This is a genomic window from Leucobacter chromiireducens subsp. chromiireducens, assembly GCF_016758255.1.
Taxonomy (GTDB): domain Bacteria; phylum Actinomycetota; class Actinomycetes; order Actinomycetales; family Microbacteriaceae; genus Leucobacter; species Leucobacter chromiireducens.
The window spans coordinates 163,461-190,077 of record NZ_QYAD01000002.1; the positions used below are offsets into that span (position 1 = coordinate 163,461).

General features: G+C 65.3%; 12 protein-coding genes. 9 read left to right on the forward strand and 3 right to left on the reverse strand.

The window, feature by feature from the left end:
• The first annotated feature begins 113 nt into the window (after positions 1-113).
• Positions 114-1,097 (forward strand): class II fructose-bisphosphatase, encoded by a 984-nt coding sequence (gene glpX / locus D3226_RS06880; RefSeq protein ID WP_202381699.1) that lies wholly within the window; start codon positions 114-116, stop codon positions 1,095-1,097.
• A gap of 139 nt (positions 1,098-1,236) precedes the next feature.
• On the opposite strand, the gene D3226_RS06885 is transcribed toward glpX, so the two are convergent.
• The 3 genes from D3226_RS06885 to D3226_RS06895 form a co-directional block, all read right to left on the reverse strand.
• A complete protein-coding gene (locus D3226_RS06885; RefSeq protein WP_202381700.1) occupies positions 1,237-2,625 on the reverse strand; it encodes a DNA recombination protein RmuC in 1,389 nt (462 codons plus the stop codon).
• Positions 2,626-2,692: 67 nt separating this feature from the next.
• Positions 2,693-4,696 (reverse strand): HNH endonuclease signature motif containing protein, encoded by a 2,004-nt coding sequence (locus D3226_RS06890; RefSeq protein WP_202381701.1) that lies wholly within the window; start codon positions 4,694-4,696, stop codon positions 2,693-2,695.
• 169 nt (positions 4,697-4,865) lie between these two features.
• The gene (locus D3226_RS06895; protein ID WP_202381702.1) at positions 4,866-5,450 is read right to left on the reverse strand and encodes an exonuclease domain-containing protein; all 585 of its coding nucleotides are present in this window, start codon (positions 5,448-5,450) and stop codon (positions 4,866-4,868) included.
• Between the two features lie 51 nt (positions 5,451-5,501).
• On the opposite strand from D3226_RS06895, the gene ychF reads away from it, so the two are divergent.
• The 8 genes from ychF (at position 5,502) to D3226_RS06935 (ending at position 26,598) form a co-directional block, all read left to right on the forward strand.
• Complete coding sequence (gene ychF / locus D3226_RS06900; protein WP_202381703.1) at positions 5,502-6,575, forward strand: redox-regulated ATPase YchF; 1,074 nt, start codon at positions 5,502-5,504, stop codon at positions 6,573-6,575.
• 319 nt (positions 6,576-6,894) lie between these two features.
• Positions 6,895-23,244 (forward strand): SdrD B-like domain-containing protein, encoded by a 16,350-nt coding sequence (locus tag D3226_RS06905; RefSeq protein WP_337248923.1) that lies wholly within the window; start codon positions 6,895-6,897, stop codon positions 23,242-23,244.
• A 20-nt stretch (positions 23,245-23,264) separates the two neighbouring features.
• The gene (locus D3226_RS06910; RefSeq protein WP_202381704.1) at positions 23,265-23,726 is read left to right on the forward strand and encodes a hypothetical protein; all 462 of its coding nucleotides are present in this window, start codon (positions 23,265-23,267) and stop codon (positions 23,724-23,726) included.
• A gap of 54 nt (positions 23,727-23,780) precedes the next feature.
• A complete protein-coding gene (locus tag D3226_RS06915; protein WP_202381705.1) occupies positions 23,781-24,617 on the forward strand; it encodes a MerR family transcriptional regulator in 837 nt (278 codons plus the stop codon).
• Between the two features lie 79 nt (positions 24,618-24,696).
• Positions 24,697-25,065, forward strand: a complete 369-nt coding sequence (locus tag D3226_RS06920; RefSeq protein ID WP_202381706.1) for a hypothetical protein — start codon at positions 24,697-24,699, stop codon at positions 25,063-25,065.
• A gap of 117 nt (positions 25,066-25,182) precedes the next feature.
• On the forward strand, positions 25,183-25,569 hold the full coding sequence (locus D3226_RS06925; RefSeq protein WP_202381707.1) for a hypothetical protein: 387 nt from the start codon (positions 25,183-25,185) through the stop codon (positions 25,567-25,569).
• Between the two features lie 93 nt (positions 25,570-25,662).
• Entirely contained in the window at positions 25,663-26,070 is a 408-nt protein-coding gene (locus tag D3226_RS06930) for an alkylphosphonate utilization protein (protein ID WP_202381708.1), read from the forward strand.
• Positions 26,071-26,169: 99 nt separating this feature from the next.
• Positions 26,170-26,598 carry a VOC family protein gene (locus tag D3226_RS06935; protein ID WP_202381709.1) on the forward strand — a complete coding sequence of 143 codons (429 nt, stop codon included), beginning with the start codon at positions 26,170-26,172 and terminating at the stop codon, positions 26,596-26,598.
• Positions 26,599-26,617: the final 19 nt, after the last annotated feature.

A 26,617-nucleotide genomic window follows, 5' to 3' on the forward strand; every position in this document is an offset into this window, starting at 1 on the left:
CAGCTCGCCCGGCGCGCCGGACGTTTGTGGCGATACCCGGTGGGCACCGCTTCGCTGTTCCAGTCTACGCGTTCGGGCCATGAACGGCAGGGAGAAGCGGTAGGCTGGTCGGCATGAATGAACCTGTTTCGCTTGGCGAATGGCAGCCCGACCGTAACCTCGCGATGGAGCTCGTTCGCGCGACCGAGGCTGCGGCCATGCGTGCGACCCCCTGGATCGGCCGTGGAGACAAGAACGCTGCGGACGGTGCAGCGGTCGATGCGATGCGTCGTTTCCTCTCGACGGTCAACATGAAGGGCACCGTCGTGATCGGCGAGGGCGAGAAGGATGACGCCCCCTGGCTGTACAACGGTGAGGTCGTTGGCAATGGTGAGGGCGCCGAGTGCGACGTCGCGGTTGACCCGATCGATGGCACCCGCCTCACCGCAGAGGGGCGCCCCGGCGCACTCTCGGTCATCGCGGTTGCCGATCGCGGCAGCATGTACGACCCGTCGGCTGTCTTCTACATGGACAAGCTCGTCTGCGGCCCCGAGGGCGTGGGGGTTGTTGACATCAACCGTCCCATCGGTGAGAACATTCGTGCGCTGGCGCGTGCGAAGCAGGTCGACGTGTCCGATATTCGTGTCGCTGTGCTCGACCGCCCGCGCCACGAGGACCTCATCCGCGAGATCCGCGAGGCTGGCGCCGGAACGCGTCTGCTCATGGACGGCGACGTCGCTGGTGGCGTGAACGCTGCCCGCTGGGATTCGCGCATTGACATGTGCGTGGGTATCGGCGGCACCCCCGAGGGCATCATCACGGCGTGTGCAGTGAAGGCTCTGGGCGGCGTGATCCAGGGCCGCCTCTGGCCGAAGGACGACGAGGAGCGCCAGCGCGCACTCGACGCCGGCCACGATCTCAACCGTGTGCTCGAGGCAAACGACCTCGTGGCGAGCGACAACTGCTACTTTGTGGCGACCGGGATCACGGACGCCGAGTTCATCGACGGCGTGCAGCGTCGCGGACCGTTCGTGCGTGCGGAGAGCATCGTGATGCGCTCGCACTCGGGCACCATCCGCCACGTCATCAGCGACATGGACCCCAGCCGCTGGGACTAAGCGTTCTGCCTCGTGTGAGGCTGGCCTGAGGGAGGCCCCGGACTGTACAAGTCCGGGGCCTCACTTGTGTGTTTGGCTGTGTGCGCGTCGGCGTGGCCATCCGCTCGGGGGAGGGGCCCGATTGCTGACGCCGCTGGACTTAGCTTTCGGCGGCGGGGGTTTTCGAAGGCTCTTCTCGCTCCTTTGGTGCCTCCGGCGCCCACAGGTCTTCTTCAGCGTTGCCGAGCTGGGTCATCTCGCTCGTGCGCAGCTCGGGTGCCATAAGTGGGCGTACTGCAACGTCGAGCTGCGTCGGCTCAGGTGAGATCTGCTCGCCGTTGAGCGCGCTGATCTTGCGCGCGGTGGGAAGCACCTGGCGCTCGAAGGATCCGACATAGGCATTGTAATCTTGCACTCCTCGGGCGAGCGTGCGGCCGAGCTTGTCGAGGTGGTTGGCGCTGCGCCCGATGCGGGAGTGGAGCTCACGGCTGAGGTCGAAGAGCGTGCGCGCTTCGGCAGTGAGTGAGTCTTGCCGCCAGCTGTGCGCCACTGACTTGAGGATCGCCCAGAGGCTCACGGGTGAGGCGAGGGCGACGCGGCGTTCGAAGGCGTACTCGAGAAGGAGCGGGTCGGTATCGAGCGCACTTGAGAGCAGCGACTCGCTCGGCAGAAACGCGATGACAAACTCGGGCGAGTCTGGCAGCGCGGATGCGTAGTCTCGTTTGCTCAGCGCGATGATGTGATCCCGCAGGGCACGTGCGTGCTGGGCAAGGAGTTCCCCTCGGCGCGCTTCGACGCTCGCGTCAGGGGAGGTGGCCCCGGCAGCACCCGTGCCCAGATTCTGTGCTTCGAGGTACGCGGCAAAGGGGACTTTCGCGTCGATGGCGATCGACTTGCCGCCGGGGAGGCGAACGACAACGTCGGGCCGTAGCACCCCGTTCTCGGTGGTGAACTGGGGCTGCACGTCGAAGTCGACGCGTTCGAGCATCCCGGCGGCCTCGATGATTCGGCGCAGTTGAGTCTCGCCCCAGATACCGCGCGTGTTGTTGGATCGAAGAGCGGCGGCAAGGCTCTCTGCCGTGCCGCGCAGCTTGTCTTCAGCGAGTGCGGCCTGGCGGAGCTGCTGTGCAAGTTCACCGTGCTGCTCTGCTCGCTGCTGTTCCATCGTCGCAACCGTGACCTCCAACTTGCCGAGGCTGTCGCGGAGCGGTGCGAGCTGCTGCAGTACGCGCTGCTCTTCGCGGTCGAGTTCCGAGCGCTGCTGCGCGTTTGCGTGAGCGTCGCGGAGCCGGGCTTCGAGCCCTTCCGCTCGGGTTTCGGCCGCTGCGAGTTCCTCACGCAAGATTCGGGCTCCCGCCTCGGCGTCGAGGCGTGCGCGCTGGGTGGCGAGCGAGATCTCTCGCTGCGCATCCTCGGTGTGCTCGGCGGTGACGCGTGCGAGGTCTCGCTGTGCGGCGCGACCCCGGACTGCAACGCCGGCCCCGGCGCCCACGGCGGCGGCGAGCAGCGCAACGAGCGCAATCAGCAGGGTGAGTGTCAGCGGGTTCATGAATTCAGGATGTCAGGGACGTCGGACATTGGTGGGCGACCGTTCACGCTCGGCATGTCGCAGTGACTCAGAACGGGTGGTTGTCGGGATCATCGTCGGCAGCTGGCCCGGGCGGCACGAGAGGTCGTGCTGTGCGAATCGGTGGTGTCGGTGTTGCAGCCTTCGGTGCTGATGAGCTCGGCGCTGATGACTTCGGTGGTGGCGGTGGTTGCGGTGATGGTGGTGGTGTTCCGGTGTTGTCGTGTTTCAGGAACCTCACCCGGCTTGGCGGTTCATCGTCGTACACGCGTCCGGTTGGGGATCGCCAGCGCATTGTCCCGTCCGGCAACAAACGGTGGTCCCAGTCAGAGTTGTGCTTCATGGTGTGGTGGCCCCGGCACAGGTGTGCAAGGTTGTCTGTTGATGTGGTGCCGCCATCTGCTGCGGGGATCGTGTGGTCGATATCGCAGCGGTTCACCGGGACCCGGCAACCGGGGAACCTGCAGTGCAGGTCGCGGGCCCCGAGGAAACGGCGCATCTGCGCGCTGGGCCGGTACCGGTCCACACTCAGTACATCCCCGGTCTCACCGGACACGGTGACTTTCTCCCAGAAGTCCGCGTGACCTGCGTAGCCACGAACCTGTTCAGGGTCGACGGGTCCGGACCCGATGAGTTCGGCGTCCGTGAACTCCGGCGGCGAGGACGCAGTGGGGTCAGGGCCGGTCGGTGAGTTGGTGCCCGGGGGTGCTGTGGTGGTCACCACGACCTGGATGTGCGCCCGCACCGCCTCTTCCGGGGACCCCGCAACAAGCCGCATCGGATCACCCGCAAGGAGCAGATCCCGGAGCACATCCGTGCGGGTCTGCGCGCGGCTGCGCTTGGGGAGCCCTGCCCGGATCTCTCGCACCCCGGGACGCCCACCTTTCATGCCCGGGCGGAGTTCCCGGAGCATGCGCCGTCGTTCTGCGACGCTCTGTGCTCTCACACCCCGTGGCGTGCGCGTGGTGTGCGCGGGTGACGCTTCACCCGTGACGGCGCCTGTGCCGGTGCCGGTGCCTGCACCCGCGGAAACATCATCGCGACCAGTGAGGGTGCGTGTGAGTTGGTGCTCGGTGGCTTCCGCGGATTTCGCGAGCCGCGTCAGACGATCATGAATGGCATACGCCACAGGAGTCGGCATGAACGCCACCAGCTCCGCCATGCCGTTCTCGTGATCACGCACCCACACTTTTCGCTCACACTCCGGCGAAGGTGCAGGAGCGCCGGTGTTTGGTTCGGTGGCGCTGGGATCGGTGCTTGTTGGAGCTGTGTCGTTCGGGTCGGTGCTCACCGGGTCAGAGGCACTCGGGTCGGTGCTGGACGGATCCGGGGAAGCCGGGTCAGTACTAGATGGGTCATCGCTCGTGGGGTCAACGCCCGGGAACGGGGCCGGCTTCGGAAGGGTTCTCGCGAGCTCACGCGCAAGCTTCCGCGCGATCGGCCGCAAACGCTGCGGAGTCTGGGACTCGGCACGCCGCAACACTTCCGCCTCATACCTGCCCCGCACACGCACCGACTCCGAGTCCTGTCCAAGCCCCAGCGCGTCCGAGGATTCCACAAGTGCCCGCACATGCTCGGGAGAAACCTTTCCGGTGAGCATGCGCGGCAGGGTTGCGGGGAAACGCATCGTGAGTGCGCTCGCAAGGTTCAGATCGCGTTCCACAACATGTTCGCTCTGGTGGAGTGCGGTCGCGATCTCGGCACGCAACGACCGGTACGGGATGTCGCCGCTTCCGGAAGGGGCGCGGTGCACCGCGGTCTCCATCGCGAAGGAAAGAACATTCAGGCGTGCGGCGGTGAGGATGTTCTGGAAACGATCGAACTGTTCCAGCATGCCGACCACGTCATCCACCACCCGCACAGAGAACACGGGTGGGATGACACCCGGGGTTGCGGACGCGAACGCTTTGGCGAAGAGCTCGGTGGGATCGAACTCCGGTGGCTGGGGTGGAGCAGAAGTGTGAGCCGCGGAGGTCTTCTGGAAGCGCACCCGGGAAGCCCGGCGCGGCGCGAGCGGCGAGCCAGCAGGGGGAGAACCTCGGGTGGTGGTCATGTGCTCATTCAAGCAGTGACCACTGACATTCAGAGCCCAGAAAACCGCGGAAACACGCGGCAAAACAGGACACCGTGAGGAACCCCTGATCCCACTCTGGAAAGTCACCTCATCCTCAAGAAGAGGGTGAATGTCTGCCGTGCGATCACCCCGTGGGCGCGCCCGCCACCTAGAGCTTCAGTGGGATGGCTTTGAGCTGCTGGATCCGAAGCCCAGTGCTCTTCGCCAGTTGCGTGAGATCGTCTGCGCCATGCCGCCGTGCAGCATCCGTGACGATTGCCGCGCACGCTTCGGCGTCTGCCAGCGCATTGTGATGCGCGAAGTCAACAAAACCCGCGGCGGCGGCCGAAAGCGGCAGTCGGTGAGAAGGAATCTCGTAGGTCTTTCGCGAGACCTGCACGCTGCAGAGGTACTTCAGCTTGGGTGTGGGAGTGATGCTCTCGGCGCACGCGGCTCGAATGACCCCCATATCGAAGCTGGCATTATGCGCCACGGCAATGTCGGAGCCGATGAAGTCGCGAAGCTCGCTCAGCTGCTCCGCCCACTCGCGCGCCGCCACGACCATGTCAGGGGTGATGCCGTGAATCTTGATGTTGAACGGCAAAAACTGTGCGTGCCCAGCGGGCGGCTTGATGAGCCACTCCGCACGATCAACGACCGCTCCGCCACGCACGCGCACCAACCCAACGGAGCACGCCGACGACGGGTGGCTATTGGCGGTCTCGAAATCGATCGCGGTGAAATCTACGGGCACCCCCTCAGCTTTGCACACCCCTCTGACACCGGCCGGGTAGACTGGGCTCTCGTGGCTCTTACTATCGGAATCGTCGGTCTCCCCAACGTCGGCAAGTCGACCCTGTTCAACGCGCTGACTCACAATGACGCGCTCGCTGCGAACTACCCGTTCGCAACTATCGAGCCGAACGTTGGTGTGGTGAACCTGCCCGACCCGCGTCTCGACAAGCTCGCCGAGATCTTCGGCTCCGAGCGGATCCTGCCCGCGCCGGTCTCGTTCGTTGACATCGCCGGCATTGTTCGTGGCGCGAGCGAGGGAGAGGGCCTCGGCAACCAGTTCCTCGCGAACATCCGTGAGGCAGACGCGATCGCCCAGGTGGTGCGCGGATTCTCGGACCCCGACGTGATCCACGTCGACGGCAACGTGAACCCCGCGAGCGACATGGAGACGATCAACACCGAGCTGATCCTCGCCGACCTGCAGACCATCGAGAAGGCACTGCCGCGCTACGAGAAGGAACTGAAGTCGAAGAAGATCGACCCGGCCGTCGTTGCCACCGCGAAGGAGGCAGCCGACGCATTGAACGCGGGGACGCTGCTTTCGCTGAGCGGGATCGACCTCGAGCCCATCCGCGAGCTCGGCATGCTCACGGCAAAGCCGTTCCTCTACGTGTTCAACGTCGATGAGGGTGTGCTGCAGGACCAGGCCAAGCTCGATGAGCTGGCCGCCCTCGTTGCGCCCGCGAAGGCGATCTTCCTCGACGCGAAGCTCGAGAGCGAACTGATTGAGCTGAGCGATGAGGACGCCGCAGAGCTCCTCGCGTCGATTGGCCAGGAGGAGAGCGGCCTCGACCAGCTCGCCCGCGTCGGCTTCGACACCCTCGGCCTGCAGACCTACCTGACCGCTGGACCGAAGGAAGCTCGCGCGTGGACTGTGCGCAAGGGCGCCACGGCACCCCAGGCGGCCGGTGTGATCCACGGCGACTTCGAGAAGGGCTTCATTAAGGGCGAGATCATCTCCTTCGATGACCTCGTTGAGGCCGGCTCGGTAGCCGAGGCGCGTGCGAAGGGCAAGGCCCGCATGGAGGGCAAGGACTACATCATGCAGGACGGCGACGTTTGCGAATGGCGCTTTAACGTCTAAGTAGTACCCCGGGGATCGACCCGGGTGGCGCGGGACGCGTCGGATCCGCCTCACTGCCGCATACGGAGAGAACGGATCCGCGCGTCGCCGCGTCGACACCCTGCGAACGGAATCGTGATCGTCGCATCGCACAACGGTTTCGCGCAGGGGTGCTGGCCTCGGGGGAGCGCCAGCGCGCACGGGGGGACAGCGGGCGCGAGACACACCCGCGTCAGTTCGCCTGTCTGCGCGTTCACTGGTCGTACTGACCACAAACGAACAGAGGCTTTCTGGCCTCGGGGGATGTGCTTTGAAGAAGATCTTCTCAGGAGTGGCCTCGGTGGCCCTTGTGCTGCTGTTGGTGCTTTCCGATGTCGTGGGCGGCGTGAGCGCGCTTCCTGCCGCGGTTGCCGCAGATACCCCGAGCATCACCCTGAATGGCACCGTCGCCGAGGGCGATCCTGGCTATCTCAACTCGAAGTCGATTGTGCTCTCGGCCGGGGCAGAAACGAAGATCAACTATCGGCTTGTTCCCGGCTACGCGTCTGGGGCCGCAACAGGGGTCACCGTTGCGATCTACCTCCCCTCGCTTGAGCATGTTGGCGATGGATACCGAGTGGTTGGGCGGGATCGGGCCCCGAGCCCGCTGGGCGTCCAAGGTCGAGTGAGCGCCGGCGGCGGCTGGAACGTGCTCTCTGACACGACCGTGCAGGGTGGCCCGATCGTGATGGAGTATGACGGAGATCTGCGCGCCGGGGTGAACCCCGCGTTTGATATCTTCCTCACGACCTACAACGATGGCTCGGACGGACCCTACGGGGGAGTACCCGAGGGCACTCGCTTCGAGATCAACGGCTCCGTCTCATACGAGATGTTCAACCGAGTTGAGGGCTCTTCGTGGACGACACCGAACGAGCTCGACGACGAGTCGCGCGTCTCGGTGATTTCCTCGGACTTGCGCTGGGAAACGCAGATCGAATCGTACGTGCCGGGTGGCGGCCCGGATCTCGTGCCCATTTGGGATCGATACCAGTACGTCGACTATCTCTACTCGCTCTCCAACACCTCAGACAACGTCGCCGCCAACATCGATGGCTATTCGGTCACCTTTGATATTGACTCCACTGACAGTGATGTGAACGGCATCATCCCCTTCGACATCAACCGCTGGCGGTACGAGGAAGGGGGCCCGGCTACTCCGAACGATGACCGGAACGATACATCGGGACAATTCGTCGGCGTACCTGGCGAGGGCGGCGTGCTGATCTACGACGTCACCGATTGGGATGGCACAAGCGAACTCACCGATGAGATTCCGTACACGTATTCCGGTACCGGCATGCTCACAATCGACCGTGAGCATGGCGCGAACAAGCAGGCGCTCACACCTGAGGGCGCTGCCGGACCTTCCGAGCGCAAATACTTGATCTCGCTGCCATTGAGTCGGCAAGGGTTCCCGAACCCGCCCACAACGTTCCGCGTAACCGCAATCACGAATGTTCTCTTCGCGAAGACCGCGAACTGGTCAAAGACCCGCGTGGTTGAGCGCGAGATTGTCGTGCCCGAGTATGCCTTCACGTTCTCGCACACCGCCCAGCAGCGGGAAGTTGTGTACGGCTACGAGACCTACACCGAGATCTCTGAGCTGCGCAGCGCATCAAACGCACCGACATTTGACCCGACAGTGCGCTACGAGCTTGACCCGGATGTCACTCCGGATCGCGTTAGCTATGAGATACCCGAGACCGATCTCGAACGCTTCGAGGACGTACGGGTGAGCTATCGTTTCGAAGACGAGCAGCGCGGCAAGACCGTTACCGAGTCGCTCACGCCGACGGTTTCAGATCCGGATCCCGACACGGGCCTCGTCACCCTCACGTTTGATCTCGCGGAACTGCAGAAACGCGACTGGGACCACACGCTCGTTCTCGGGCTCGGTGGTCGGGTTGAGGCAGGCGCGCTGCTGCCTGTCACCATCAAGGTCTTCGGTGCGCCTCTCCGTGTTGGCGACGTGACGTCGACGGCAACGGCCGTGTTCATCGAGAAGATCGCGAGCAACGACGATTTCGGTGGCAACACCACGTATACCGAGGTGCCGCACGAGACTCCGATTGATGCGAGCTACACCGTGATCTACCCCAAGGAGGTCGTGCCGAACATTGCCGTGCGCATCGATGGCACGGCCGACCGAGCTACGGTGGATTACGGTGCGAAAACGACAATCGATTTTCTCTTCGGTGTCAACGGCACCACCGCCGCAAACTCGACAACGACGCTCGCCGTGAACCCGAAGGTTGAGCGGCTTCGCGACGCCGAACTCACCCTTCGAGCCGCGCTCTTCGCCCAAGCGGAGCGCGTGCGAGTGAGCGTGGAAACGATCGACGGGACCGTCACCCGGCTTGAGCTCGGAAGCCCCGCTGCGAACGGTGATGTTGTTGTCGCGTTGCCGGAGCACGTGGCGAAGGTGATGATCGAGACCGATACGCTTGCCACCGATGGCGCCGTAAACTTCGCCACGATCACGGCGAAGGTCGGGGCAAAGCTCGACAGGCAGCACTTGATCAATGCGAAGATCCGCACGTATCAGCCGAAGCCCTATGATCGGGATGCCACCCGCGAGGCCACTGGCACGATTGATATCCGGTTGCCCAATGAGCTCGTTCCAGCCGTTGATGTTGTCGGCATCTACGGCTCGCAGCGCACGCAGAAGACGACGAACGTCGGCTATGAGTCGACGTTCGAAGCCGAGTATCAGGTGGATACGAAGGGCGTGAACTCGCCTCAGGCGAGCTACACGATTGACATGCTTGCACCCACGAAGACGGGTGCGCTCGAGTTCTCCAAGATCAGACTCCAGCAGCCGTTCCTTGACGCCATCACGGATCCCGTGATCACGTTCGTGAGTGCCTCGGGGAAGGAACAGGAGTTCACGGACTCCGAAGTTGCAGCGGGGGATGTGGCTCTCACAGATATCGCGAAAATTGTCATCTCCGGCAAGGACTTGCGTGTGCGCGGTCTGAGCGCAGTGGCGCTCGTTGAGTACCGCGCGGGCATCGAGATCGGGTCCTCGCAGACGCTGCGCGCGACGTTCACCGGGACTCAAGAGGCCCCGTACGAGGAGACGAAGACCGCGCGCCAGCAGAATCAGGTCAACGTCCGCGAGACGCAGACCGCTGTGAAGGTTGAGGGCGTCAACCAGGTGACGCAGCCTCTCGGTGCTGGGAACGCGTACTCGGTTGACATCTATCGCTGGTGGAACCGTGGCTCCACATACAACACGCAGGACTACACCCTCGACCAGGGATACAAGTCGCTCGGTGGCTTCACGACGACGCTCACCCGGCCGACCGCCGCCTCCGAGAACAACGACCAGCGCGTCAGCGTCGACGTCGCGCTCCCGCATACCCAATTCGATCTCTACTACCTTAAGATCCGCGAGGACATGCGACCGTACCTCGAGTCGGTCGACCTCTTCCGCATGGTTGACGGTACAGAGGTGCTCTGGAAGACAGTGCCCGGAGATGCTTGGGTGGAGAACTCACAGGAGGGCGCTGGCTTCTGGCGCATTGCCACCGCGCGGCCCGCGACTCCGGACAGCGAGCTCTTCACCACGTACGACTCTGTCACCGGAGTGAGCGAACACCCGTATTACAAGGAAGCGTGGGACGCGGACGTACAGCCTGATTCGCCCGTCTCTCGCGTTTCGGTTCATCTGGAGTTCTCGCGAGAGAGCAACGATGCTGCTCCGCAGATGGCAGGCACACAAAATGATGTCATCGAGTACATGGGTCGCTTCCACTCGTCTTCCGTGAAGGGGAAACAGGCGACGAAGCTCACCGCCACCGACACGTTCGGGCGCGATCGCGAACTCACCCGTACTGCCACCACCTCAATCAACTCACTCGTCGCCTACCCGTTCGCGCAGTCGCGCACCGGCGCAAACGACAATACGTCGCTCGCGAACAAGGTGATCCCGATGGGGAGCGCGGGGGAGTACCTCGCAAGCATCTGGAACGTCAATACGGCGAACTGGTCGTACTACTCTGGGCATGGCCCCGATGTGTACGTGCCCGCCGCGACCGAGTACGACGAGTGGCTCGGCATGTACGATCCCGCGTCGTTCCACGACAAGCTCGTCTACGAATTTGTGTACCCCGCGACTCCGGCTGATGACGCCGTGTACAACCTGGACGCAACTCACGTCTCGATCGCCGATACGAGCACACTGCAGTACCTCACAGGGGTGCGGGTGACCGGCGCGCGAGGCGACATCCTCTCCATTGACTTTGCGGCTCCCCTCGCGCAGGCTCCCCGCTTCGACTACGACAACTCCCGTGAGCGAGGGATCCACGACGATGGCGACGGGACGTTTACGGTCTCGTTCGGTCAGGAAGGCTCCTACCCCAAGCGCTTTGAAGCGATCTTTGAGGAGGTCGCCGGATTCGGAGAGCGCACCGCAGAGCTTGATGGCATCGCCCCCGACACGCTTGGCGCTTCGCTTGCCGAGGTCGACGTGCGTGTAGCGGGTGTGGTCAATGGAAACCGCGCGCTCCAGGGCACCACGAACCTCTACCGCGTGCCGAGCGACACGGGGGTGAAAGCCCTCATGCACACGTCGAGTGCGACGTTGACCGGCTACACGCCGAAGCTGGGCGCGAAGCTCGACATGAGCTTCGACAGCGTGAAGGTGTATGACTACCAGGCTGACGGGATTACGCCGAGCACCACGCAGGTGGCCGTGGGGATCGAGAACACCTCCGAAGCGGACATCAAGGATGCCGTCATCACCTTCACTCCCGACGCGGCGTATCGCTCGCAGCTTGTTGCGATCCCGGAGGACATCTTCGCCGGAGACTGGTCGGTTGAACGAGTCACGGTGACGCAGGGTGGCACAACGGTTGAGATTGCCAGCGATCGCTTCATTGCCAACCCCGAGACAGGAATGCGTGAGTTCGATCTGCGCAGCCTGTTCGCAGACGGAACGCTGCGGTCACAGCCGTTCGATGTGACGCTCGGCGGTACAGCGACGTTGCTCAAGGAACACATCGATAGCATCTCCGTGGCGTTCGCGCCGCGCGATGGCACGGTCGGCCTGTGGGGCTCGATCACTCGAGGGAATTCGAACGAACCCCTTCCTACCCGCATGCGCGACGGGGGCGACCTGTTCGTCACGGGCGTGTGGGTCGACGAGGCGGCCGACGGACCCAGCTGGAGCTCGAAGCCGACGTTCGTGACGGAGCGGAGCAAGGGCAGCGATGAGCAGATCATGCTGCATAGCGCCTTCACCGCGAGCGCGGTGGTTACCTCCTATAACCCGATCTTCGTTTCCGCGGGCGGGGGCAACTCAGGCGAGAAGCCGACGCTGCGCCTCGCGAGTAGCTCGAGCAGCGCCGCGGCGCCACGAGTCTTCACCCGCGTGGCGCGGATGCAGGCGCACGCTGTGCATCTCCGTGAAGACTTCTCGCGGGCCGACGCGACCGGTCTGTTCTACGACGCAGATACGGGGACTCAGATCGACTTCGCAAACATCGCGGTCGGCGACACGACCCGTGTGCTCTACGAGTTGCGGAACGTCGGAACGACGGCGAGCGATGACGCTGGCCCCGGATCGCTCCCGGTGTTTTCCCCGGTTGCGCACATCGAGGCGCCCGCCTTCCTTGCGGTCTCCGACGTGCAGGCTTCCTCGGCGTACCTCCTCGCCGATCCGAACCGAGCAGGAGTCATCGCGGAGAGCGTCAATACGGCAGTCACCGTGCCGGAGGATCAGGTGCGGATCACGCGTCAGAACAGCAAGCGCGCTGACGTCGCCTTCGACGTCACGCTGCACGACGGTGAGTCTGTGTTCTTTGTCGTCGAATACACGGCGACGAACGACCAGCCGAGCATCCTCGGCGCGACCCAGGGCAAGACCCTGCAGTGGAACGTGTACGCGCGGCCCGCCTACACACACCACTTCATGAGCTACAACAGCGATGGCGCGAATGGGAACCGCGTGACGGGATCCACCGCCGCGGTGAACTTTGACGGCGATGCGTTTGCTGAGCAGCTCGGGCGACTGACGAACACCGCGTATCGCTACGCCGATCCGAAGCAGCTCGTCATCGAGAGCCGCTTCGACCGCGAGAACGTGTCCGGCGAGGATATGACCCTCACCGTGAAGAACATCGGCAACGAGATCCGACATGACAACACGGCCATCGACCTGTTCCTCACTCTTGACACCGGCGGCCTGCTTGGTTTCGAGTTGACGGAGTTTCCGACCGTTCCGGCGCTCAACGTGCCCGAGGGTGCCGCGGCCTCCGCGCAGCCCACAGTCCTGTTCCAGGACCGGGACGGGAAGTGGGTCGACGCGGCTGATTTCGACGCGTCGGAGCATACGATGCGCGAGATCAACAAGCTCTGGATCCGCTACGGCACCGTGCACGCGGACGCTGGGCCATCGAACTTTGAGATCTCCGGAATCGGGCACTGGCGCACGCCGGCGGCCCAGAACACAAAGTCCTACCGCCTCACCTCGCAGGCGCAGACGCGCCTCACGCACCAGGACGAGACGGGTACGGGCATTGCGGAGTACAGCTACCGCACCGAGGCAGCGCAGACCGTGTACAAGGCGATCCCTACGGTCGAGTTCAACATCCAGTCCTTCGACACCCGAGCCGAGGCGACCGCGCCCTACAACGGCGCGCAGCCGGGAAAGACCGGCTACGTGGCCGGCGACGACGTGCACTACCGACTCACTGCGAAGAACCACAGCACAGATCAAGGCACGAACACGAACACGCCCTACGGCAAGGCGCCGCTGCGCCACCCGGTGATCGTCGACAAGATCCCCGAGTACCTCAGCACCGAGCTGAGCCGCTTCGTGCACGCCGGGGAACTCGACGTCGCCGGCGCCGTCGCCGCCGGTGTACTCGAAATCCGCATGCTCGACGCCGCGGGCACCCCGCGTGACTTCACGCTGCCCGAGGTCACCATGCGCTCGGTGACCGGCCTCGACGTCGCGGGAGCCCAAACCTTCGCAAACGACCGGCACAACGACGGTTGGGGACGGCTCTCCTCCGCCGAGCCCGTGAACACGACCGTAAACCCGGCTGACACGATCGACTTCAACGTGTTCAGCTACACGTTCGCCGATGAAGATCTCGGCCGCGGCGAACAGCTCGAGATTGTGTACTCGGCTCAGGCGAGACAGCACGATCTGCCCCGCGCGCAGTATGCGGATGGCACCGCGGTGTTCGCGCCGCTCTTCGGCTGGTACGGCAGCAACATTCCCGTCGCGAACTCTGCGAAGCAGACCTCGATGGATCTCGCTGCGCTGCTCCATGATGCCGGGATCACTGGCGACCGGGGGCACGAGATGACCGCCTCCGAATTCCTGTCGAATTCGCACTCTTGGCTGCCCGGCTCCAACGACCGGCGCCGCGACGCGAGCAACTCGCCGGGGTCGTACGTCCAGGCGACCTACTACGATGCCTCGGCGAATGTCGAGAAGTCGCACACGGCACATCTCCGGGAGACTGCCGCGAGCGAGCTCTACACGAGCTTCTCATCGACCGCGCTCGACGAGAACTTCGCGTACGTCACGAAGGCGCGTGTGGCCGACGGCGCGGTCACCGCGCCGGAGCGAATTCTCTGGGCGCAGGACGGAATGCAACTGAACCGCGCCTGGCTCTCGGGGGCGAGCGAGATGGTGCCCGATACGGAGCGCGCCGCGTGGGGCACCGACGCGGCGAACTTTGTCGAGCACGACGGCTCGCTGAACTCGTACGAGCGGCATCGGCTCGGCTACACACCATACGTCGAGGACGACTACAGCTACGCCGTGCAACTGCACGAGGAATTCACCGTGCGACTCCATGCGGCAAACCTCGGCGATCGTGCGATCGGCAGCGGGCTCGAGTACACGGAAATCCTCCCGCTGGGGATCAGCCCGTACGACGAGTCCGGGCAACTCCTCGGAGTGGCCGCGCTGAGCGGCGGCGGCGGCGAACTGGTGAGCGAGGTTGAGATCCTCCAGAGCCCGGACAACGATCAGGGCTACCGAGCTCCCGCCCAGTCGCAGGAGGCTGGCACGTACGCCGAGTCGACCCGCGATGACGGGATCCCCTACGTGCTCCGGGTGCGGGTCGCAGGCGAGGTGACCGGGCTCTTCGGCTCGGCTGCCGCTGACCAGAACCTGCAGACGCAGCGCGTCGAGATTCGGGTGCGCGTCGCCGGAGAGGTCCCCGCGAACGCGCAGGGCCTCTCACTCTGGCACGACCAGTTCACCCTCAGCACGATCGCGCCCGAGGAATACCTCGAGATCTACGGCGCGGAGTACGGCGGGTTCAACCGCTCGATTGGCGTGTACAACACTGCCCGCTTCCCGAACGACGGCATGGCGCAGGGCCTGAACGTGAACGACCTCGCCTATGACTTCGGCTCCTACACCTCGTACTTTGCGGTGGAGCCGTGGGGCCGCTACGTGCGCGGCCTGAACGCGCAGGGCACCGCGACCTCTGTCGACGGCGGTCGCCCTGCCCTCGTCACGGGCGACCAGATCACGATGCGCCGACCGACGCTCCGCGTGTGGAGCAGCGCGAGCAAGGATGCGTATCCCGCCGGGATCGATTCGACGATCGAGGACTTCAGCGTCGATCTGTACGAGGAGTTTTCGATCCGCTCCACCGTCGAGAATCAGCAGCTCGAGGTGCTTGGCGAGTACAACCGGGTGAACAGTGGCTACAACCGCTACTCGGGGGAAAACTTCAACGACGACATCTGGAAGAACGCACCCCAGACCATCGGCGGTGCGCGCGGCACCTGGTTCGAGCCGACCGTCACCATCGCACTGCCCTACGGCATCGCCCCCGTCCTCGCGGATGGAACGGTCGCCCGCTACGACGGCGAGCTCGCACAGCAGCAGAGCGTCGAGTTCTCGGCGTCTGCGCAGACGCTCGGACTTGGCAGCTCGGCACCAGCACGGGATCTGAGTGAGCTCTTCGACGTGCGCGTCGAACGGCTCGAGGACAAGCTGGGGGAGCGCTTCCTGCTGCACTTCACGGCTCGCGCCGACCGCGCCACCGAGATCGCAACCGGCGAATCGCTCGAGATCACGCCCCGCGTGGCCACGATCGACACGCCGCTCTACGGTGCTGACACCGACGACAGCCGCTATCAGCACTTGCTCGCGCTCGCGGGCACGCAGCGGCCGGTCTTCGCTCCCGTCGTCTCAGAGCGCTATACGACCGGCGCACCCCCGTCGCTCTCTGCGCGCGACCAGGGTGTCTCGGCCGCCCCGAACAATGTGAAGTCCTCGAATGGCCTCGCCATCACCGCGAACGACCGGATCCGGCGCGATGCGACGAGCACATGGAGCAGCAACATGGGCGCGCTGAAGATCACCGAGCGCCTCATCGCCTCCACGCAGCCCTACGGCGCGGACACCGAGCTCACCCTGAACGCGGGTACGGGCTGGACCGAGCGCGCGGGTGAGCTGACTCAGGAGCGCGCATCCAGCGGGGCAGGATTGCCCGGCGGGGCGGCTGCGCGAGCCACGACCGGTGCGTACGGCAGCAGCGACCTGAACCTCAAGAAGCCGTCGATCACGAACACCACGAAGGCCGCCTCCTTCGCCGACGGGACGCTCGCCGAGCTGATCCAGGTGGATGCCGCGGGGAAGTACTGGCTCGCAACCGAGGTGTCGAACGCGCCTGAGGACGAGACAAACCCGTACGAGCGGCTGAAGACCGCGGGCGATGTGCACAACGCGCGTTTCGTGGTGACTCAGTTCGTTACGAACTTCGCCGCAGCGACGGACGAGGTGCGTATCGCGGTCGGTGACGAGGTGCTGGACCGCGCCGAGTTCGAGGCCCGCGGCTACACGGTTGAGCGGATGACGCCGGCCGAGCCGGCGGTCGACGCGACGCGCAACCGGATCCAGTGGGTGGTCACGCCGCCTGCTGGGGAGCGCGGCACGCGCGGCGAGCTGAAGTCGGGCGAGCGCTTCACGCTTCTCACCGAACTGCATCTGGTCGACGGCTACGAGGACAATGTCGTCTCCGACGACACGGTCTGGACAGCCGACGAGCTCGTTATGGACACGTACGTCTCCCTGATCACGGACGACACGACGCTGATCCCGCGTGGGACCCCCGGAGCCCAACGCCCGGCCGACTTCATCGTCCAATCGCTTGCGTCGATCGCGTACCACACGCATACGAGCGACCGAGGCACCGGCATCGACATCGACAGCAACGGGGACCTCGCCGGCCGCTACGCCGCGGACTCCGCGGAGATCGAGATCCTCAAGCCGCGCGCCGAGGTGCGCGTCAACACGACCCGGCCCCGCATCGCCTACTCGAATGGGCTCTCGGGCGATACGTACTTCAACTCCTCGGACACCATTGAGTACCTCATCACCCACGCCGAGAACACCGGCTCCGGGCTCACCGAGCTCGTGATCGAGAACATCCTCCCGACGGACACGACGAACGAGAGCACCGTCTCGGTCAGCAACCAGCCGATCACCACGAACACGCGCTACGTCACCTCCGGCACGTGGGAGCTGCCGCAGCGCACGGTGGACCGGCTCGCCGATGCGGGCACCGAGATCGACGACGCTTTCAAGACCTTCGTCTACGTCTCCGACGAGCTCGCCGAGGACGGCTACGAGGCGGGGGCCTGGACGCTGCTCAACCCGGGCGGCACCTCGATCCTGCGCAACGAGCGCTTCGAGATCCCGGCGGCGACGCAGCCAGGCCTGCAAAAGATCCGCATCGTGGTGCGCGCGCTCGATCCCGAAACGAACCTCGTGCCGCAGGGCACGCGCCTCGCGATCGACGCGGACCCGGAGACCCCGGGAACGCAGTCGGTGCTCGACACCGATCCGACGAACCGGAGCACCTCGCCCTACCCGGCCTCGGTCACGGACCACGCGATCTCGCTGGGCGTGCGGATCGGGTCCAACGCGAAGTCGACGCTGTTCGTCTACGACACGGCCCAGTTCTGGGGCAACTACGTCTCGACGCGGGTGTCAAAGCTCGCGCAGAGCGAGACCCGCTCCTACCTCACCCCGTCGCGCCCCGTGGTCAACGTGAAGTACGACTCGCTCTACTACCGCAGCGACTCCACGAAGCCGAGCGATCAGCGCTTCGGGTGGTCCGACATCACGGCGATCGCGCCGAAGTCGTCCCCGCATCTGAAGTTCAGCGGCGAGTTCATCAACGCCGATCGATCGATGTGGTCGCGCGACGAGGACAACACGTACGCCGAGGACACGTTGGTGAACCCCTTCGTCACGTTCCAGCTCCCCACCGTGATGGAATCCGGCGGGGCGTTCACCTACGTGCCGCAGGCCGACATCACCGCCGATCACCCGCTCGACAGCGCGCACCGCTCGCGCTACTCGCTCACCGCCGCCGACACGAATCTGTGGACGTGGAAGCTCGTGCGCGCCGACGGCAGCGAGGCGGATCCCGAGTCGCACCTGAAGCACACGCGGATCGCGACGGGATCCTGGCCCGGCTTCGACCGGAACGTCGTGTCGGTGTGGTTCGATGGCAGCGTCATGCCGGGCGACAAGATCGTCGTCGAGTTCATCGGCGCGGTCGACGCGTACTCGCCCGGTGCTGACGCAGAGGACCTGAAGTCCCGGGCCATGGTGACGAACAACACTGGTCTGCTCCACCCGCTGAACTCGCAGCAGAACGCGGCAAACCGCCTCGGCTACTCAACTGACGGTCACGACTTCAACGACAACAAACTGATGAACGACCGCTTGGTCTTCTCGGAGAAGTCGCTGTTCCAGTACGAGACTTACGACAACTTCGGGAAGCGGAAGGTCGCGTACTCCGACCTCAACCGCGCGGGCAGTGTTGCGCCTGAGCAGACGCCTGTGCGCCAGGGCGGCGACTTTACCTTTGAGGTGTCCGTTGACAACTCGAAGGAAGCGGGAGACCGGCCCTACCCGTACCCGATCATCTACGACGTGCTGCCCTCGGCGGGGGACACTTCCATCACCAACGCGACGATCCCGCGCGGATCGCAGTACTCGGCCTGGCTCCGCCCTGACAGCGTGAAGCTCGAGCGGGAGGGTGCCGACAAGAAGACGTACCGGCCGAGCGAGTACACCGTCTTTGTCGGGCCCTTCACGAAGCAGGCCGGCGAGATCGTGGAGACCGAACTGGTGCCCCACGCGGAGGCCGCAAGCGAGTCGTTCTACGACGCGCTCGGTCTGCCCGGCGCTCCTTCTGCGGTGCGCGATCAACACTTCGTGCCGCTCGCCGACGTGGCGGACCGCCCGGAGCTGCTGCACCGCGCGCAGTCGATTCTTGTGCTCTTTAACAGTGCAACCGAGCAGTTGCCCGGCCAGAACAAGCTGAAGCTCAGCTACACGATGCGCTCGCCCCTCAACGCACCCGTCTACCTGGAGCAGTTCGACGGTGCCGAGCGCAAGGCCGAAGCATCGCTGTGGAACTCATTCATGGCGACGCAGCGGGTGAGCCGCTTCATCCCGCAGGAGTCGAACAACGCCGGTGTCTACGCGACGGAGAAGCGAGACGGCGTCTACCTCGGCAACTACGTCTGGAACGACGTGAACTACAACGGTGAGCAGGACGAGGGCGACGCTGTGCGCGACGGCAACGGCCGCACGCACCTGCAGCCGACCCGCGACCTCGACTTCGACGGCGAGATCGACGATCCCGGCATCAATGGCGTGCGCGTCACGCTCCTGACGCCCGCGGGGTACAACGTCGACGCGCTCGGCAACCCGATCCATGAGGTCTCGGGCGCGTGGGAAGTCGTCGACGAAGCCACCGGCACGTCGGTGCTCGACGAGGTGTTCCAGCGACCCATCCCCTCCGAAGGTCCGCTCGTGACCGTCACCGAGTCGGACATCGCGGGCAACTCGGGGTACTACACCTTCTCGAACATCCGCCCGGGCGACTACCGGGTGCTGTTCGAGTTCCCGCGCGAGTACGATGCGTTCTCGACCACCACGCGCACCGTGTTCGAGCGCGCCGGCGTCGAGAGCTTCGCTCCGGGCGAGCCGCTCGACATCCCCGCCGCGGTCGACGACGCCGCGCTCGTCGCCATCACCGAGGCGGCGACTGTCGACTCGGCGACGGACGACGCGCAGCGCATGAGCTTCGACCTCGGCGTCGCGCAAACCATCGAGTTCGGCGGCACGGTGTTCGCAGAAGACATCGACACCCTCGACGGCTACCAGGCGGGGTCGAACGAACCGGGCATCCCCGGCTACCACGTCACGCTGAAGCACCTGAGCGGCGAGACCGTGCGCGACCCCCACGGCCGCCCGATGGTCGCCGTGACCGATGCCCAGGGGGCCTACCGCTTCACGCTGCTGCCGGTCGACCGCCAGTACTATCTGGAGATCACCGACGAGAACGGCGAGTTCAACTCGGAGCGGCTCGTCTCCCCGTTCCTCCACCACAGCGACCCGTTCGCCGAGGCGAACGACAACGACGGCCTGAACGAGAAGGGCACGCGGATCGTGAAGACGAACCCGCTGAACTTCGACCTGGAGGGGCTCTTCGCCTCCGGCTTCGCGCCGCGCGAGAGCGTGAGTATCGGCTTCTACGACAAGACGACGTACGGCGTGATCGGCAACCGGGTGTGGGACGACCGCAACCGGAACGGGCTCCAGGACGCCGGTGAGCCGGGCATTGCGGGGCAGAAGCTTCAGCTCGAGCAGTACGTCGAGATCGACGGCACTTGGACGCGCACCGACTACACCCAAAACACAGTGTCGAACGAGGACGGCTTCTACTACTTCACGAAGGTGCCGAGCGTCCGTTACGACGGCACTGAGGCACTGCCGACGAAGTACCAGGTCGTCGTCCGAGAGCTCGTCACCGGCTACACGTTCGCGCCGACGCACGCGCCCGGGCTGTCGCCCACTGGCACACGTGAGACCGACTCTGATTTCTTCCCGAACGGGACGATGCATGATTCTGGTGTGTCCCTCGGTGAACACCTGATCAGCGTCGTGGAAATCGACGATGTGACGGGCGTCGTGTTTGGCATCACCGACAACACGATCGACCTCGGGCTCATGGCGCACGCGCGCTCGGAGCTTTCGGGCGAGGTGTTCATCGACGCCGACGCGAGCGGCACGAAGACCGCGGCTGAGGTCGCCGCCGCCGAGGACCGCTACACGGCGACCCTCGAGGTGCGTACCGCGGCCGGCTGGGTCACCGCGCGGCAGGACGCTTCGGGGCGCATGATCGAACCGGCTGCGGCGCGCGACAGCGACGAGCCGATCCGACAGACGGGTGTCTCGTCGTACCGCTTCGAGGAACTGCACATCATCGACAGTGTGCAGCTCACGCCATATGAGTACCGCGTGCGGGTCACCGAGGTGCCGCTCTGGCAGGGGATCACGGCGCTCGGCGCCGGGGACGATCCCACCGTCGACAACGACTTCACTCAGTCAGCTCGCGGCGCGACGCTCACCGCGGTGTCCGAGCCCCGCGTGCTCGGCGTGCTCCAGAACGAGCTGCTGCCCATCGATACCCGCACGGGGGTCCCGGCAGAGGACGTCGACTTGGGGCTTGTGCCGCTCGAGCGCGAAGCGCAGGTCGGTGACTTCATCTGGGACGACCGAGATCGCGATGGACTGCAGGGAGCTGACGAGCCCGGGCTGGGGGGCATCCGCGTGGTGCTCAACCGTGTGGTCGACGGCGAACTTGTGCCCGTCGCCGAAACGGAGACGGACGCCGACGGAGCCTACGCGTTCACCGTGGCGGTGGCCGAGGAGGATCCCGCGACCGGGCACCTCGATCAGCCGCACCGCTACGTCGTCGAATTCGCTCTCAGCTCGCGCCAGACGATCTCCCCGCTCGCGGTCGGCAGCGACGACGCGAAGAACTCCAAGTTTGCCGAGCTGCTCGAAGGTGGCGGCGCGCGCTACGGCCACGCGATCGCGGATCCCGCGCACACCGTGATCTCGGAGGAGTTCTCGCTCGTGTCGGCTGACGGCAACGGCCGCGCCGACTACACGACGACGGCAGGGACCGACCGCATCGACGGCGGCGTGATCACGCACGACTCGATCCGGGTTCTCGGAGACACCGTGTACCACGATGCGGACGCAGACGGAGCGCAAGGTCCCGACGAGCCCGGCATCCCGGGGATCGAGGCTGCCGTGTACGCCCTGAACCGAGACTCTGGGCTCTGGGAACCGTACACGGACGTTGACGGTCACCACACGGTCATTACAGACGCGGACGGGCACTACGCATTCACGGTCGAGGTCGCCGATCTCGACAAGGACTCGCCGCACTACCGCACCCCCGCGGAGTACCGCGTGCGGCTCGACGCCCCAGCGAATCTCCAGCTGGTTGAGGTGAACAACGTGTTCTTCCGCCAGCAAGGCGGCGACGTCGACGGGATCCCGATCCCGAAGCCGTTCAGCACCGTGCTCACCGATCCGATCTCGCTGATCGAAGCAAGGTCCGCGGGATCCGCCGCTGAGGTGCTTGATCTTGATGACGCACACGATGTGCTCAGCGCGGACGCCGGTTTCTCCATGTTCGACACCGAGGTGACGATTGGTGGGCGCATGTGGGAGGACGCGAATTACGATGGCATTCAGGACGCCGATGAAGCGGGGATCGCTGGCCGCATGGTGACCCTGTGGGAGCGCGTCGACGGGGTGTGGATCCGCACCGCCGATCTTGACGGCGTCGGCGAGCAGATGACAGACGCCCTCGGGGAGTACCGCTTCCGAGTCGGGCCCACTCACTTCGAGGAGGGGGCTGCGGGATTCCTCGCGCCGCGTGAGTATCGTGTCACCGCAGAGCGCGCGGGGTACCAGCTCTGGTCGCCGCTCAACGTCGGCGACGATCGGGAGATCGACAGCGACATCAGTACGCTGAGCGAAACGACGACGGCACCTGAGCTGCCGCAAGCCGCCTCACACGTGGGGGAGACGCGCGTCTTCTCGATCGTGGATCATACGGACGGTGTGGTCGATCTCGCCTCATCCCGCGACGACCTGCACATGGATATCGGTGTGAAAACCTACCCGCACCTCACCACCGTTGGGGGAACTGTGTGGGACGACGCGGACGAGGACGGCGAGCAAGAGTCGGGTGAAGCGCCGCTCGCTGATCAGGAGGTGACGCTGTGGGAGCGCGTTGACGGAGACTGGCAGGTCGCTACTGACGCGAACGGTGAGTCGACGCAACGAACTGATGCCGAGGGGCGTTATGCCTTCGCGGTGCTGCCGACCGAGTACGACGCCGCGGCTCCCGGCTACCTGCTGCCCCGCACGTACCGCACCACTGTGGCTGTGCCGCAGGCCTTCCGCCTGAGCGCTGGGAGTTTGACGGCCAAGCCCGACGGGAAGCGCGCCGTTTCGCTCGAAGCGCAGATTGTGGAGTTGGCGGATGCGGAGTCCGAAGCGCTTGAAAGCGCTGAGGGTGCCGATACCGCTGTGGACGATCATGAGCCGTCAGCGACTCGGATTGACCTGGCGAGTGTGCGCGATGATCTCACGCTCAGCTACCCGTTTGCGCGGGTGCCTGTGCCAGTCACGCCGACGCCCGGCCTTCCCGTGATCGGCGATCTCGCGGTCACGGGAACCGGGCTCGGTATTGGCGCCGTACTCGGGGTGTTGCTGCTCGCAGCAGGCGGGGTGCTCCTCGGCCTGCGGCGACAGCGCGCGAAGCAGGAAAGCAAATAGTGGAAGCGGAGGAACCCCGAGTGGCAAAGCATGGAGTGCCTGAGCGTGAGCACGCAGCGGAGGCTGCGGAAGCTGCGGAGACGACGGCGGCTCAGGGAACTGGGGCGGAACCCAGCGCGTCTGCTGGGCGTCCCGGTCGCTCTCGGCATCGTGCGCTCTGGCTCGGCGTTGGAGCTGCCGCGGCGCTTGCGATCGGCGCGGTGACCTGGTCCTTGTGGCCCGCGGGTGATGTGCGCACCACCACGGTGCTTGGTGTGGAGTACTCAACGAACCTGAATGTCGAGGAACAGAACGGCTATACCTACGTCACGGTGCCCGTCAACACGGAGGTGGAGTCCCTGGTGCTTGAGGTGCCCGACGCCGAGGACACCCGGACGATCCGTGAGTTCCTCGCTGGCCTCGATACGTTCGTGCCCGGAGAACACGTGCTGTCGCTGGGCACAGCAAATCTGCACATCATCGTGGACGGGCTCGCCGAGTAGGCGGAGGGAGCTCCTCCTTGACCCTCCCGTAGCGGGAGCCTGCATCCTTGAATCATGTTGCAAATCGGAGATTTCGCGGGGATTACCGGACTGAGCGTGAAAGCGCTGCGCCACTACGGAGAGAAAGCGGTGCTGGCTCCCGAGGTGGTGGATGAGCGGTCGGGATACCGCTGGTACGCCGAAGGGCAGGTGCGTACCGGCGCGACCATTCGAGCGATGCGGGCGGGCGGGGTGCCGCTGCCGGAGATCGCGGAGGCGCTGGGCGCGAGTTCAGTTGGAGCTGACGGGGCACTCGACGCGCTCGAAGCTCACCGTGAACGTGTGCTCGAAGAGCGCGCGCGGGAGGATCTCGCGCACGAGGCCGCGGTGAACGAACTTCGCGCACTGCGAGTTCCGGTCCATGTCGAACTTCGACAGCAGCCCGAACAGCACTTCGTTGGACGAGCGCTGCACGCACCAGGCGACGATCTCGACGAGCTGACCGACGACGAAGCGAACGCGGTCTTCGGGGAGCTCTTCGAGCGTCTCGCCGACGCGAGAATCCCGGTGAGCGGTGAGTTCTGGACGACGCTGGGGACCGGCGAGAACGGTGGTGTTGCGCTCATGGGCTGCTGGGAAGTGCCCCATTCCCTCGGCGCCGCGTGGACCTTCCCCGGGGACCGGGCAGGCACGCTGCCACCCCGCACCGAGCTCGTTGCGACGTGGCGGCCCGAAGAGGGGGAAGAACTCCCGGAGGGGGCGACGCACCCCGCGATCGTCGCGCTCTTCGACGCGCTCGATGAGCGTGGCATCGAGCTGCGCCTCGGGCGTATGGAGGTGCGGCAAACGATTCGCGGGCAGGATCCTAATGGATTCAGCGTGGAAGTGTCGGTGGTGGTTGCGGAACGCTAGCCTCGGGTGAGATCGCCACGGCCGGGCGAGACGACCGTGCCGTGGGCCGGTTGCGGAGGCCAACAATGTGGAGGACACCATGGGAAAGCGGAAGACACCCGAAGAACGGGCTGCTGAAGAAGAACGTTACGTCCGCGCGCTGGGGGCCCACACGGACGACGAGTTCGAGCCGTTCTTCACCGACACGAACCAGTCCATTCGCAATGCTGCGGCGCTGAACCCGGATGCCAGCCCCGCGGTGCTTGCGCGCTTTGCACAGGATCGCTTCTGGAGCGTGCGCGTCGCCGTCGCCGAGCACCCGAATACGAGCCGGGAGACGATTCTCGGAATGCTCGAGGAGAAGCCGGCGCGACGCGGGGTGGTGCACCACGCGGCTCGCGAGCGCCTCGAACGCGAGGGCATCGTGTTCGGTGAGGATGGACTGCCGGAGGCGCCCCTGGTGGAGTGAACCGTGTGTTTGCGCAAACGTCAGCTGCAGCCCATTCGCGTGTCTGATGTGCTCGCTACACTCAGAACACGGCCAGATCGACCGGTCGAGGTCCATACGAATCGAGAGGCAGCACACATGGGGGCATGGGGCAGCGCACCCTGGGATACGGATGGTGCGGCGGATTGGTTCGCCGAGTTCTTCGAGGGAGTTGACGCGGATGCGCGCATCTCCGAGGCGTTCGAAGCGGATGACGACTACGACCGCATTCGGGCAGCCGGCTACCTCCTTGCCGTGCTCGGGCGCGGCTATATCTGGCCCGGCGATCTCGAGCGCCTCGACGCGCTGCTCGAGCGTGGGATCGAGCTGCTCTCCGAGATGCTGGAGCCCGACTCTGAGTTCCGTGAGCTCTGGGAAGACGATCCCGAGGTCCTCGCCGCGGTGCGAGCCGAACTCGCCGTCCTTGAGGAGCGCCTTGGCGGCGACGACGAGGCAGACGACGATGAGGATGACGCGGATCGATAGCGACGACGAGCGGGGCACCGAGCACGGTATGGTCTGAAGTCGGCCAGCCTCGATTCCGGGCGCCGGTATTCCGCGAGCCCTGAGGAGGACGCCATGACTGACGAGACCCCCGAGACCACGCAGCTCCCGCCGTGCCCCGAGTGCGGCAGCGAGTACGCGTACGAGATGGGTGCGTTGCTCGTCTGCCCCATGTGCGCGCACGAGTGGGCGGCCGTGGTTGGCGACGGTGTGGCTCACGGTACTGACGCAAACAACGGGGCGAGCGCGAGTGCCGACGTGATTCGCGACTCTGTGGGCAACGTGCTCTCGGACGGCGACACGGTGACGGTCGTGAAGACCGTCAAGGTCTCGGGCGGCGGGGGTGGCTCGATCAAGGCCGGCACGAAGGTGACCGGGATCCGGCTTGCGCCGGGCGGCGCCGGCGGGCACGACATCGATGCACGCGTGCCCGGCTTCGGCAAGATGATGCTGAAATCAAGCGTGGTGCGGCGCGCAAACTGATCCCCGTCTACTGAATGTGCGCCAGGGGCTTCCGCGGGGCCTGGGCCAGGTGCATACTGAGCGCACGCGGATCCCATCCGCTCCGTCGAAGGAGTCATCATGACGCACACACTGGCCACATACATCTCGCTGCCGGGGTCTACCGGCGAAGCAATGGAGCACTGGCACGAAGTGTTCGGGGGTGAGCTCGAGATCCTGCGCTACGGCGACATGCCGCCCATGCCGGGCATGCCGTTCGAGCCAGACGCGAAGGCGGTTGCGCACGCAACGCTGACCCTACCCGCGGGGGTGATCGCCGGCGGCGACTCGATGGACCCTGGCACGGACTACCCCGTGCGCGGCTCGGCCTATTCGCTGCTCTACACGACCGACACTCCGGACGAGGCGCGAGCGTACATCGCGAAACTCCTTGCAGGAGGCGGCACTGAGGGGATGCCCTTCGAAGAGGCGCCGTGGGGTGACTGGTACGGTCAGGTATTCGACCGCTACGGCGTGATGTGGTCGTTCTCGTGCAGCGCCGCTGCGTGAGAGTGAGCCGGGGCGGCTG

Bases quoted from the DNA above. Each gene is read 5' to 3' on its own strand.
- glpX (WP_202381699.1), top strand. From the start codon at position 114: ATGAATGAACCTGTTTCGCTTGGCGAATGGCAGCCCGACCGTAACCTC.
- D3226_RS06885 (WP_202381700.1), bottom strand. From the start codon at position 2,625: ATGAACCCGCTGACACTCACCCTGCTGATTGCGCTCGTTGCGCTGCTC.
- D3226_RS06890 (WP_202381701.1), bottom strand. From the start codon at position 4,696: ATGACCACCACCCGAGGTTCTCCCCCTGCTGGCTCGCCGCTCGCGCCG.
- D3226_RS06915 (WP_202381705.1), top strand. From the start codon at position 23,781: ATGTTGCAAATCGGAGATTTCGCGGGGATTACCGGACTGAGCGTGAAA.
- D3226_RS06920 (WP_202381706.1), top strand. From the start codon at position 24,697: ATGGGAAAGCGGAAGACACCCGAAGAACGGGCTGCTGAAGAAGAACGT.
- D3226_RS06925 (WP_202381707.1), top strand. From the start codon at position 25,183: ATGGGGGCATGGGGCAGCGCACCCTGGGATACGGATGGTGCGGCGGAT.
- D3226_RS06930 (WP_202381708.1), top strand. From the start codon at position 25,663: ATGACTGACGAGACCCCCGAGACCACGCAGCTCCCGCCGTGCCCCGAG.
- D3226_RS06935 (WP_202381709.1), top strand. From the start codon at position 26,170: ATGACGCACACACTGGCCACATACATCTCGCTGCCGGGGTCTACCGGC.